Raw genomic sequence first — 12415 nt, forward strand, 5'->3', positions numbered from 1 at the left:
ATAGCACTTGCACAGCCTTGTGACCAGTGCGGCGCTGTAACTTTATGCTACCCAGCCTTACTCGTTTGCACGGGTTGCCCCTGATGGCGCATCGCGGCGAAATAGGTGCCCGGAAACAGCAGGCAAAGCAAACACCTTGTCACAATTCATCGGCACATTGAAGGACATCGCCGCCGTCGACGCGGCTTCACTGCCCTTTTTTGCTGCCATGACCTTCCTGCACACCTTTCGCGCTGACACAGACTTCTCCACCCCGTTGCATCGACCCCACATCGAAGGTGCTGATGCGGCCGACACCAGCCCACGCAGCGGGGCGTCCAAAGGCGGCGGCTCGCTGGGGCGCCGCCTGGTCGGGGTCTTGTTGGCCGTGCTGGCGCTGAGCCTGGTGGGTTCGGCCATCGGCGGCTGGTCGCTGCAGCGCATTCATGCCTCCACCGACCAGATGGTCGCGCACAGCGTGGCCAACGAGCGGCTGGTGGCCGACGCATTCCGCCTGCAGGCGATGAACGCCGAGCGCTACAAGGCTGTCGCGCTGAGCTCGGAGCCGGAAGTGGGCGAGATTCTGGGCGCGGACATCGCCCGGACCCAGCGGGAATACGACACGCGCATCACCGCCTTGGCGAATCGCCTGACGGCACCCGAAGACACCCAGCAGCTGCAGCAGGTGCGGGCTGCCGGCGCGGCGTTTCTGCAGGCGCGCACCGAACTGGTGGCCGCACGCGATTCCGGCCTGACCGAGCGCATCCGCAAGGTGTATGGCGAGCGCTTCCTGCCGGCATCGCAGGCGCTGCTGCAGTCGCTGGACGGACTCACGCAATCGCAGCGGCAGGACATCGACGGCGCAGCCGCCCAGGTGGCCGAGCTGAGCCGCATGGCGCGGGTGTCGCTGCTGGTCTTCGGCGGCCTGGCGCTGGTGCTGGGCGCCGTGCTGGCCCTGTGGCTGGTGCGCAGCATCACGCGGCCCATCGCCCTGGCGGGTGCCACCGCCGACCGAGTGGCCGGGTTCGATCTGCGCCACGACATTGCCGGACACCAGCGCGACGAGACCGGCCGCATGCTCACATCGCTCTCGATCATGCAGTCGGCGTTGCGCGCGCTGGTGGGCCAGGTGAGCCAATCGGTGCAGAACATTCGCACCGCCTCCACCGAGATCGCCAACGGCAACGCAGAGTTGTCGCAACGCACCGAAGCCACGGCCGCCAGCCTGCAGGAAACCGCCGCCGCGCTCGAGCATGTGACCCGCAAGGTGCGCGAGTCGGAGGACACCACCCAGCGCACCGAGGCACTGGCCGCGCAGGCCGCCGAAGTGGCCCTGGCGGGCAGTGGCGTGGTGACCCAGGTGGTGGGCACGATGGAGCAGATATCGCGCAGCGCGCACCGCATTGCCGACATCACGGGCGTGATCGATTCCATCGCCTTCCAGACCAACATCCTCGCGCTGAACGCCGCCGTGGAGGCAGCCCGCGCTGGCGAGCAGGGCCGGGGCTTCGCGGTGGTGGCGAGCGAGGTGCGCACGCTGGCCACGCGGTCGGCCGAGGCCGCGCGCGAGATCAAGTCGCTGATCGCCACATCGGTGCAGCAGGTGGAAGGCGGCTCGCGCCTGGCGGGCGAAGCGGGCCGTACGATGGGCCAGGTGGTGGCATCCATCCAGCAGGCAGCACACACGATGGTGGAGATCAAGGCCGCGCACCAGGCCCAGAACGAGGACATCGCATCGATCCACGGCGCCATGTCGCGCCTGGACGAAATGACCCAGCAGAACGCAGCGCTGGTGGAGGAATCGGCCGCGGCGGCCGACAGCCTGCGCGGCCAGGCGCAGGAACTGTCGGCACTGGTCAGCCGCTTTGTGCTGCCAGGCCGCGCCGAGGCCGTGGGCAACGCTGCCGCGCCCTTGCTTCGAGTCGCCCGACAGCCCTTGCTCGCAGCGGTCTGAGCAGGCTCTCAGGCCACGGGTTGAATGGGCACGTACAACTCGCCACCCGTGCCGCGGAACTCCACAGCCTTTTCCTGCATGCCCTTCGCCGCAAATTCGCGCACTTCCTGCGTGATCTTCATCGAGCAGAACTTCGGCCCGCACATCGAGCAGAAATGCGCGACCTTGGCGGAGTCCTTGGGCAGCGTTTCGTCGTGGTACTTCTGCGCGGTCTCGGGGTCGAGGCCCAGGTTGAACTGGTCCTGCCAGCGAAAGTCGAAACGCGCCTGGCTCAGCGCGTCGTCGCGCGCACGGGCGCCCGGGTGCCCCTTGGCCACGTCGGCCGCATGCGCTGCAATCTTGTACGCGATGATTCCCTGCTTCACGTCGTCGCGGTCGGGCAGGCCCAGGTGTTCCTTGGGCGTGACGTAGCAGAGCATGGCAGTGCCCATCCAGCCGATCATGGCCGCGCCAATGGCTGACGCGATGTGGTCGTAGCCGGGCGCGATGTCGATGGTCAGCGGACCCAGCGTGTAGAACGGCGCTTCGTGGCAGGTCTTGAGCTGCTCGGTCATGTTGGCCTGGATCATGTGCATGGGCACGTGGCCGGGGCCTTCGATCATCGTTTGCACGTCGTGCTTCCAGGCCACCTGGGTCAGCTCGCCCAGCGTGTGCAGTTCGGCAAACTGGGCCTCGTCGTTGGCATCCGATGCGCAGCCCGGGCGCAGGCCGTCGCCCAAGCTGAACGACACGTCGTACTGCTTCATGATGTCGCAGATGTCTTCGAAATGCTCGTACAGAAAGCTCTCGCGGTGGTGCGCCATGCACCACTTGGCCATGATGGAGCCGCCGCGCGAGACGATGCCCGTGCGCCGCTGCGCCGTGAGGTGGATGTACGCCAGCCGCACGCCCGCGTGGATGGTGAAGTAGTCCACGCCCTGCTCGGCCTGCTCGATCAGCGTGTCGCGAAAGATCGCCCAAGTCAGATCCTCGGCCACGCCGCCCACCTTCTCCAGCGCCTGGTAGATGGGCACGGTGCCGATGGGCACGGGCGAGTTGCGCACGATCCAGTCGCGCGTGGTGTGGATGTTTTTTCCGGTCGACAAATCCATCACGTTGTCGGCGCCCCAGCGGATCGCCCACACCAGCTTCTCCACCTCTTCCTCGATGCTGGACGTGACGGCCGAGTTGCCGATGTTGGCGTTGATCTTGACCTTGAAGTTGCGCCCGATCGCCATCGGCTCCACTTCAGGGTGATTGATGTTGGCCGGAATGATGGCCCGGCCTCGGGCCACTTCGTCGCGCACAAATTCGGGGGTGATGATCTTCGGGATGCTCGCGCCCATCGAGTTGCCGGCCAGGCGCTGTTCACGCGCGGCGTCCTGCTGGTAGGGCGCCATCCATTCGCGGCGGCCGTTCTCGCGCAGGGCCACATATTCCATCTCGGGCGTGACGATGCCTTTCCTGGCGTAGTGCATCTGGGTCACGTTGGCACCGCTTTTGGCGCGCAGCGGCGGGCGTTGCAGCGCGGCAGCTTCGGCGCGCAGCTGCGCCAGGCGCGCGGCGTCTTCGCTCTTGCTGCCATCGTCCATGGCCACACGCTGGCGGCCGTCGTACAGCTCGGTGTCGCCGCGTGCCGCGACCCAGCCGGCACGCAGGCCGGCCAGGCCCTTGCGCACGTCGATCACCGCATCCGGGTCGGTGTAGGGGCCGGAAGTGTCGTAGACGCTGATCTGCTCGCCGTTGGTCAGGGCGATGTCGCGAACCGGCACGCGCAAGTCGGCCTGGGTGCCGCTCAAGTAGCGTTTGGTGGAGGCGGGGAAGGGCTCGCGCGTCAGCGCCAGCAACTGGGTGAATTTGTCGGGGGCATTCATAGGGGCACTTTTCCTCACGTGTGGATAAATCCAAGTGCTCCGCCATGGGCCGCCCTGCCCGCCCGCATGCGGCAAGGCGCCATGGCCCTGAAATGTGGGCATGGCGCCGTGCGCACGCGGTGACGCGGGCCTGTCGACTGCAGCTCTTCTTACGCTGGTACTAACCAGATCAAGTTCGCGGTTCCGGCGATCAATTTCGCCGTCTCAGCACGCACACGTGCACCCCGGAGCAGGGGCGAGTATAGGCGTGTGCGGTGCGGGAAGCCAGACCTGCCCGCCAGCCAGCGCAGTGCTGTCAGACGATGCGCTCGAGGATCAGCACAGCGAAGAAAAAGAGCGCGGCGATCACCGTCCACTTGAGCACCAGAAGGCCGAAGCGGCGATAGCGCAGCTGCCCCGTGCCCACGTAGAACAGGAACGACACGCCCGAGGTGAGCAGGAGCAGGGTGACGATCCAGCGGAAGATCAGCATGCCGCGTGTGCCCGATGCCTAGACCTGCTCACCAGGCGCGCGCCAGCTGCAGGAAACCGGCTGGCGCGTGGCGCTCGTTTTCAAAGGTGGTGATTTCCCAGGCGTCTTTTTGCGCCAGCAGCTCGCGGAGCAGCAGGTTGTTCAACGCGTGGCCCGCACGGAAAGCGCTGTACGCCGCCAGCAGCGGTTTGCCCACGATGTACAGATCGCCAATGGCATCGAGGATCTTGTGCTTCACGAACTCGTCGTCGTAGCGCAGGCCGTCCACGTTCAGCACCTTGTAGTCGTCCATGACGATGGCGTTGTCCAGCCCGCCGCCCAGCGCCAGGCCGCTGGCACGCATCATCTCCACGTCCTTGGTGAAGCCGAAGGTGCGCGCGCGGGCGATGTCCCGGGTGTAGTTGCCGGCCCCCAAGTCGAACTCCACGCTCTGCCCGGTCGAATCGACGGCCGGGTGGGCGAAGTCGATCTCGAAGCGCAGCTTGAAGCCGTGGTACGGGTCGAGCCGCGCCCATTTCAGGCCGGCACCCTCACCCTGTCGAATCTCGATGGGGCGCGTCACGCGGATGAAACGCTTGGGCGCGTTCTGCAGCTCGACCCCTGCGCTCTGCAGCAAAAAGACGAACGAGGCCGATGAACCGTCGAGGATGGGCACCTCTTCGGCGGTAATGTCGATGTAGAGATTGTCCAGCCCCAGGCCCGCACAGGCCGACATGAGGTGCTCCACCGTGTGCACCTTGGCGCCACCCACGCCGATGGTGGAGGCCATGCGCGTATCCACCACGGCTTCGGCGGTGATGGGGATGTCCACCGGCTCGGGTAGATCCACACGGCGGAACACGATGCCCGTGTCCGGCTGGGCCGGGCGCAACGTCAACTCGACCCGCTGGCCGCTGTGCAGGCCCACGCCCACGGCGCGGGTCAGGGTTTTGATCGTGCGTTGCTGGAGCATCCGGCGATTTTAGGGTGCGCAGCACTGCTCTGGTGCATATCCGCAGCTATGGAAGTGATAGGTTGCCACCGGCCCGGAAGTCAGAACAACTCCATGGAAAAAGCCGCCGGCTCCTGGAAGAACACGGCGGCTTGGTTGGCGCTTGACTGGCGCCCGCAGGCGCCATGGGTCAGTCAGCCTGCTTGCGCAGGAAGGCCGGGATTTCCAGGTCGTCCATGCCGCCGGACGAGAGCGCGTCCACACGGGCCGCGGCCTGCGTGCGGTTGGTGCGCCACACGCTGGGCACGGACATGTTGCCGTAGTCCGCCTGCGAGGCGCCGCCCATCAGGCCGCCGGCCATGCCGACTGCCGAGCCCGCCATGGGCATCTGGTAGGCGACGTTGTCGGTACCCGTGCGCAGGCCGCCCTGCACCACCGAGATGGGCTGGCGGCGTGCGTTGGCACGCGAGAGGCCCGTGGCCACCACGGTCACACGGATCTCGTCGCCCAGGCTGTCGTCGTAGGCAGCGCCGTAGATGACGTGCGCATCGGGCGATGCGTAGGCGTTGATGGTGCTCATCGCCAGGCGCGATTCCGACAGCTTCAGGCTGCCCTTGGCGGCCGTCACCAGCACCAGCACGCCCTTGGCGCCCGACAGGTCGATGCCTTCGAGCAGCGGGCAGGCCACGGCCTGCTCGGCAGCGATGCGGGCGCGGTCAGGGCCGCTGGCCGTGGCCGTGCCCATCATGGCCTTGCCGGGCTCGCCCATGACGGTGCGCACGTCTTCGAAGTCGACGTTCACGTGGCCGTATTCATTGATGATCTCGGCGATGCCGCCCACGGCGTTCTTCAGCACGTCGTTGGCATGCGCAAAGGCTTCGTCCTGGCTGATGTCGTCGCCCAGCACTTCGAGCAGCTTTTCGTTCAGCACCACGATCAGCGAGTCGACGTTGGCTTCCAGCTCGGCCAGGCCGTCGTCGGCGTTCTTCATGCGGCGGCCGCCCTCCCAGTCGAAGGGCTTGGTGACCACGCCCACGGTGAGAATGCCCATTTCCTTGGCCACGCGGGCGATGACCGGCGCAGCGCCCGTGCCCGTGCCGCCGCCCATGCCGGCCGTGATGAACAGCATGTGCGCGCCGGCAATCGCCTGGCGGATGTCTTCCTGCGCGCCTTCAGCAGCTTCGCGCGCTTTTTCAGGCTTGCTGCCGGCGCCCAGGCCGCTGTGACCCAGTTGAATCGTGCGGTGCGCCGAGCTGCGCGTGAGCGCCTGCGCGTCGGTGTTCGCACAGACGAACTCCACGCCCTGCACGTTGCGCATGATCATGTGTTCCACGGCATTGCCGCCGCCGCCGCCAACGCCGATCACCTTGATCTGGGTGCCCTGGTTGAACTCTTCGACTTCAATCATTTCGATGGACATGTGGTGCTCCTGGTCTTTTCACGTAAGTGGGTGGGTGGCCGGGGCCACTCCGATAGGGTTTGAATGGGGTATAGCAATCGAAAACAAGGCCGACGAAGGCGGCGGGCCGGTGCTTCGCCATCGGTCTCGCGTCCGCGCATGGGGGCTCCCTCGGGCAAGCCAGAGCAGGCGGTGTGCCATGTCAGAAATTCCCCACGATGAAGTCCTTGAACCGGCCGAAGGCGGTCTTCACAGAGCCGCTTTTTTGGGCCACCTTGAAGCCGCGCAGGCGTGCCAGCCGAGCCTCTTCAAGCAAACCCATGACGGTAGCAGCACGGGCCTGGGCCACCATGTCAGACAAGGCGCTGGAATACTTCGGAACGCCACGGCGCACGGGTTTCAAAAAGATGTCTTCGGCCAGCTCGACCATGCCCGGCATGACGGCACTGCCGCCCGTGAGCACGATGCCCGACGACAACACTTCTTCGTAGCCGGACTCGCGAATGACCTGCTGCACCAGCGAGAAAATCTCTTCCACGCGCGGCTCGATCACGCCGGCCAACGCCTGCTTGCTGAGCATGCGCGGGCTGCGGTCGCCCAGGCCAGGCACTTCCACCTGCGCCTCGGGGTCGGCCAGCAACTGCTTGGCATAGCCGCTCTCGACCTTGATGTCTTCCGCGTCCTTGGTCGGCGTGCGCAGGGCCATGGCGATGTCGCTGGTGATCAGGTCACCGGCGATCGGGATCACGGCCGTGTGGCGGATCGCGCCGCCGGTGAAGATCGCCACGTCGGTCGTGCCGGCGCCGATGTCCACCACCGCCACGCCCAGTTCGCGCTCGTCGTCGGTCAGCACCGCCTGGCTGGAGGCCAGCGGGTTCAGCATGAGCTGCTCGACTTCGAGCCCGCAGCGGCGCACGCACTTGATGATGTTCTCGGCCGCGCTCTGCGCACCGGTCACGATGTGGATCTTGGCTTCCAGGCGAATGCCGCTCATGCCGATGGGCTCGCGCACGTCCTGCCCGTCGATCACGAATTCCTGAGGCTCCACCAGCAGCAGGCGCTGGTCGCTGGAGATGTTGATGGCCTTGGCCGTCTCCACCACGCGCGCTACGTCAGCCTGCGTGACTTCCTTGTCTTTCACCGCCACCATGCCGCTCGAATTGAGGCCGCGAATGTGGCTGCCGGTGATGCCGGTGTAGACGCGCTGGATCTTGCAGTCGGCCATCAGCTCAGCCTCTTTCAGCGCCTGCTGAATGCTCTGCACCGTGGCGTCGATGTTGACGACCACGCCGCGCTTCAAACCGTTGCTGGGGGCCACGCCCAGCCCTGCCAGCTTCAGCTCGCCATTGGGCAGCACCTCGGCGACCACGGCCATCACCTTGGCAGTGCCAATGTCCAGCCCGACGACCACATCTTTGTATTCTCTTGCCATATCTGTGTCCTGCCCTCAGCGGGTCTGCCCTGTTGTTCTTGCCGGAGTGGCGGGCCGCGCGCGCGCCGCGGGGCGGGGTGCGGGCCGCGCCGCCATCTCGGCCGTGACGGTGCTCACGCCGCGCAGGCGCAGCGCATAGCCTCCGTCGTGCCGCAGATCGGCCGTTTCCAGTGCGTCCACGCGGCGCCCCTGTTGCGCAGCCACCTGCGGCAAGGTTTGCACGAACCGCTGCGCGCGCTGCAGCACCTCGGTGTTGGGTCCACCGCCCAGTTCCACCACGGCTCCGCCCTCCAGCGTCACGCGCCAGCCGCCGCGCCCGGTCAATTCCAGCACGTCGATGTCATGGCCCAGCGGCTCGAACACCGGCACGAGGCTGCGCACCATCTGCAGCACTTCCATCGACCGACCCTCGGGGCCGATCAGGCGCGGCAGGTCGTCGCCGTCCAGGTCGTCGTTGTTGGCTTCGAAGACATCGCCCCCGCTGTCCACCAGCGTGGTACCGCCTTCAGCGCCCCAGAAGGCGGCGGCTTGGTGTTCCTGCAGCTCCACCCGCAGGCTGTTCGGGAATTCGCGCCGCACCATCGCACTGCGCACCCACGGCACCTGCTCGAACGCTTCGCGCACGGCCTGCAGGTCCACGGTGAAGAAGTTGCCCACCAGGTGCGGGCCGACGTTGGCCCGCAACGTGACAGGGTTGTTGTGTACCAGTTCGCCCTGCACCACGATGCGGCCAATGGAGAACATCGGCAACCGCAGCAGCCAGGAGCCACCCGCCACCAGCACGAGCGCGGCGCAGCCCACGAACAGGGCCGTGGCGGTCCAGTTCATGAGCTTGACGTCGAACGGTGCGGGCAGCGCGGGGTTCATGCGGCTCCTGGGACGGCGGTGTCGCCGGTCGGCTGGCCCTGCGCGCTGTCGAGCGACGCGCTGGCCAGGATGCGCAGGCAAAGCGCTTCGTAGTTGATGCCCGACGCCCGCGCGGACATGGGTACCAGCGAGTGTCCGGTCATGCCGGGCGAGGTGTTGATCTCCAGCAGGAAAGGCTTGCGGTCGCTCGCGCGGATCATGATGTCGGCGCGTGCCCAGCCACGGCACTGCAGCGTGCGAAAGGCCTCCACCACCAAGCGCTGGATTTCGCGCTCTTCAGCCTCGGGCAGGCCGCTCGGGCAGTGGTACTGCGTGACGTCGGTGAAGTACTTGTTCTGGTAGTCGTAGTTGCCTTCGGGCGCCACGATGCGGATCACTGGCAACGCGTGCGCCTGTGCGCCCTGGCCGAGGATCGGGCAGGTCGTCTCTTCGCCTTCGATGAATTCCTCGCACAGCACTTCGGGGTCGTACCGCGAGGCCAGCAGATACGCCTGTTCGCACTGGCCGGGCGATGTGACCTTGGTCAGGCCGATGGTCGAGCCCTCGCGCGAAGGCTTGACGATCATCGGCGCGCCCAGCGCCTGCAGCGCCTGCGCGGTTTCGGCGGCGCTGGACACCAGCCGCCAGTCCGGCGTGGGCAGGCCCTCGAAGCGCCAGATGCGCTTGGTCATGATCTTGTCCATCGCGATGCTCGACGCCATCACGCCGGGGCCGGTGTACGGAATGCCCAGCAGTTCCAGCGCGCCCTGCACCGTGCCGTCTTCGCCGTGGCGGCCGTGCAGTGCGATGAAGCAACGCGCGTAGCCGTGGCTCTTGAGTTCGGCCAGCGGGGTCTGCGACGGGTCGAACGCGTGCGCGTCCACGCCCCGCGCACGCAAGGCCTGCAGCACGCCGCCGCCGGACATCAGAGACACCTCGCGCTCGGCGGACGAGCCACCCATCAGCACGGCCACCTTGCCCAGCGCGCGCACATCGATATTCAGGTCATATCCGCTCATAGCGCGCTCTCCTCCTGCGGATGTAGCTCATTATTTTGTAGCATGCCTGCCACCTTGGCAGGCACGGCCCCGATCGAGCCCGCACCCATGCACAGCACCACGTCGCCGCCTTGCACGGTGTCGGCAATGCGCTGGGGCAGGTCCGTCACTGACTCGACAAACACCGGCTCGACCTGGCCGGCCACGCGCACGGCGCGCACCAGTGCGCGGCCGTCGGCGGCGACGATGGGCGACTCGCCAGCGGCATACACCTCGGTCAGCAATGCCGCATCAGCGCTGCCGATGACCTTGACGAAATCTTCAAAGCAGTCGCGTGTGCGGCTGTAGCGGTGCGGCTGAAAGGCCAGCACCAGCCGGCGGCCGGGGAAGGCGCCGCGTGCGGCGGCCAGCGTGGCCGTCATCTCCACGGGGTGATGGCCGTAGTCTTCAATCAGCGTGAAAGTGCCGCCCTCTTTCGCCGGCAGATCGCCGTGGCTCTGGAAGCGCCGGCCCACACCGCGAAAGCCCTCCAGCGCACGCAGCAAGGCATCGTCGGGAATGCTGAGCTCGACCGCCACCGCCACCGCCGCCAGCGCATTGAGCACGTTGTGTTCGCCCGCCAGGTTCAGCACCACGTCCAGGTCGGGTAGCACCACGCCATTGCGCCGCTGCACGCGAAAGTGCATCTGGGGGCCTACGGCCCGCACATCCACCGCGCGCACCTGCGCGTCTTCACCAAAGCCGTAGCTGGTGATGGGGCAGGTCACCTGCGGCATGATTTCGCGGATGGCCGCGTTGTCGGTGCACAGAATGGCCGTGCCGTAGAACGGCATGCGGTGCAGGAATTCGACGAACGCGCCCTTGAGCCGGCCGAAGTCGTGGCCGTACGTTTCCATGTGGTCGGCGTCGATGTTGGTCACCACCGACATCACGGGCAGCAGGTTCAGGAACGAGGCATCGGATTCGTCCGCCTCCACCACGATGTAGTCGCCCTGCCCCAGCTTGGCATTGGCGCCGGCGCTGTTCAGGCGCCCGCCGATCACGAAGGTCGGGTCGAGCCCGGCTTCGGCCAGCACGCTGGTGACCAGGCTGGTGGTGGTGGTCTTGCCGTGCGCGCCGGCAATGGCGATGCCGCGCTTCAGGCGCATCAGCTCGGCCAGCATGAGCGCGCGGGGCACGACGGGAATCTTCTTCTCGCGCGCGGCCAGCACCTCGGGGTTGTCTGCCTGCACGGCCGTAGAGGTGACCACGGCATCGGCCCCGTCGATATGCGCGGCCACATGACCCACATGCGTGCGGATGCCCAGGTCGGCCAGGCGGCGCAGCGTGGGGCTGTCGGACAGGTCAGAGCCCGAAATTTCATAGCCGAGGTTGAACAGCACTTCGGCAATGCCGCACATGCCGGCGCCGCCGAGGCCGACGAAGTGGATATGGCGAATGGCGTGCTTCATGCGGTCAGTTCCTCGCACGCGGCCACCACAGCTTGGGTGGCTTCTGTTCTTTGCATCTTTTTGGCTTCCAGCGCCCGCTGCACAAGCGCAGGCCGCTCTGTATTTTGTAGCATCTCGGCCAAACCCTCGGCCGACAGATCGCTTTGTTGCACCAGCCAGCCGCCGCCGGCATGGACCAGGAACTGCGCGTTCGTGGTCTGGTGGTCGTCCACCGCATGCGGGAAGGGCACGAAAAGGGCAGCGGCGCCCACGGCGGCGATCTCGGTCACCGTGCTGGCACCGGCGCGGCAGATGACGAGGTCGGCCTCGGCGAAGGCGGTGGCCGTGTCGTCGATGAACGGCGTGAGCGTGGCTTGCACTCCGGCAGCGGCGTAGTTGGCGCGCAGCGCGTCGATCTGCGCGGCGCCGCTCTGGTGCGTGACGTGCGGGCGCTGGGCCGCAGGAATCAGCCCGATGGCTTTGGGCACGATGTCGTTGAGCGCCTTCGCGCCCAGGCTGCCGCCCACCACCAGCACGTTCAACGGGCCGCTGCGGCCGGCAAAGCGCGTGGCCGGGTCGGCCTGGCGCAAGAACGGCTCGCGCAGCGGATTGCCGACCCACTGGGCCTTTTTCAACACGCCGGGAAAGGCGGTGAACACCCGGTCGGCCACGCCGGCCAGCACCTTGTTGACCAAGCCGGCGACCGAGTTCTGCTCGTGCAGCACCAGCGGCTTGCCCAGTAGCACGGCCATCATTCCGCCCGGAAAGGTGACGTAGCCGCCCAGGCCGATCACCACGTCGGGCTTGACGCGGCGCAGCACCGCCAGCGACTGCCAGAACGCGCGCAGCAGGCGCAGCGGCAGCAGTGCCAGCGTGACCAGGCCCTTGCCGCGCACGCCGGAAAAGTCGATGGGCTCGAATGCGAAGCCGCGCGGCGGCACCAGGCGCGATTCCATGCTGCCGGGCGTGCCCAGCCAGTGCACGCGCCAGCCGCGCGTGCGCAGTTCTTCGGCCACGGCCAGGCCCGGGAAGATGTGGCCGCCGGTGCCGCCGGCCATGACAAGCGCGGTTTTGGGGGTGGTCATGCTCTTCCACCCCTCATGAGGCGCTTCGCGCCTGAC

10 protein-coding genes and 1 riboswitch are annotated in these 12415 nt (G+C 67.0%); of the genes, 1 reads left to right on the forward strand and 9 read right to left on the reverse strand.

Annotated elements, in window-relative coordinates; genetic code table 11:
* Positions 1–136 precede the first annotated feature (136 nt).
* On the forward strand, positions 137–1933 hold the full coding sequence (locus tag RQI28_RS07765) for a methyl-accepting chemotaxis protein (RefSeq protein WP_311222030.1): 1797 nt from the start codon (positions 137–139) through the stop codon (positions 1931–1933).
* Positions 1934–1941: 8 nt separating this feature from the next.
* Here the strand turns inward: RQI28_RS07765 and thiC are convergent, their stop codons facing one another.
* The 9 genes from thiC to murG all read right to left on the reverse strand — a co-directional run bounded on the left by thiC (position 1942) and on the right by murG (position 12379).
* Entirely contained in the window at positions 1942–3786 is a 1845-nt protein-coding gene (gene thiC / locus RQI28_RS07770; RefSeq protein WP_311222031.1) for a phosphomethylpyrimidine synthase ThiC, read from the reverse strand.
* 129 nt (positions 3787–3915) lie between these two features.
* A riboswitch (TPP riboswitch) is annotated at positions 3916–4023 on the reverse strand.
* Positions 4024–4081: 58 nt separating this feature from the next.
* Entirely contained in the window at positions 4082–4258 is a 177-nt protein-coding gene (locus tag RQI28_RS07775; protein ID WP_311222032.1) for a hypothetical protein, read from the reverse strand.
* 28 nt (positions 4259–4286) lie between these two features.
* On the reverse strand, positions 4287–5210 hold the full coding sequence (gene lpxC, locus RQI28_RS07780; protein WP_311222033.1) for a UDP-3-O-acyl-N-acetylglucosamine deacetylase: 924 nt from the start codon (positions 5208–5210) through the stop codon (positions 4287–4289).
* Positions 5211–5379: 169 nt separating this feature from the next.
* Positions 5380–6609 (reverse strand): cell division protein FtsZ, encoded by a 1230-nt coding sequence (gene ftsZ, locus RQI28_RS07785; RefSeq protein ID WP_311222034.1) that lies wholly within the window; start codon positions 6607–6609, stop codon positions 5380–5382.
* A 181-nt stretch (positions 6610–6790) separates the two neighbouring features.
* The gene (gene ftsA / locus RQI28_RS07790; protein WP_311222035.1) at positions 6791–8020 is read right to left on the reverse strand and encodes a cell division protein FtsA; all 1230 of its coding nucleotides are present in this window, start codon (positions 8018–8020) and stop codon (positions 6791–6793) included.
* A 15-nt stretch (positions 8021–8035) separates the two neighbouring features.
* Complete coding sequence (locus RQI28_RS07795) at positions 8036–8887, reverse strand: cell division protein FtsQ/DivIB (protein ID WP_311222036.1); 852 nt, start codon at positions 8885–8887, stop codon at positions 8036–8038.
* The gene (locus RQI28_RS07800) at positions 8884–9885 is read right to left on the reverse strand and encodes a D-alanine--D-alanine ligase (protein WP_311222037.1); all 1002 of its coding nucleotides are present in this window, start codon (positions 9883–9885) and stop codon (positions 8884–8886) included. The genes RQI28_RS07795 and RQI28_RS07800 overlap by 4 nt, the downstream gene beginning before the upstream one ends.
* Entirely contained in the window at positions 9882–11315 is a 1434-nt protein-coding gene (gene murC / locus RQI28_RS07805) for a UDP-N-acetylmuramate--L-alanine ligase (protein WP_311222038.1), read from the reverse strand. The genes RQI28_RS07800 and murC overlap by 4 nt, the downstream gene beginning before the upstream one ends.
* Positions 11312–12379 carry an undecaprenyldiphospho-muramoylpentapeptide beta-N-acetylglucosaminyltransferase gene (murG, locus tag RQI28_RS07810; protein ID WP_311222039.1) on the reverse strand — a complete coding sequence of 356 codons (1068 nt, stop codon included), beginning with the start codon at positions 12377–12379 and terminating at the stop codon, positions 11312–11314. The genes murC and murG overlap by 4 nt, the downstream gene beginning before the upstream one ends.
* Positions 12380–12415: the final 36 nt, after the last annotated feature.

Origin of the sequence: Acidovorax sp. WCS2018Noco2-16 (assembly GCF_031843945.1) — a bacterium.
In the GTDB taxonomy this organism is placed as follows: Bacteria; Pseudomonadota; Gammaproteobacteria; order Burkholderiales; family Burkholderiaceae_C; genus Paracidovorax.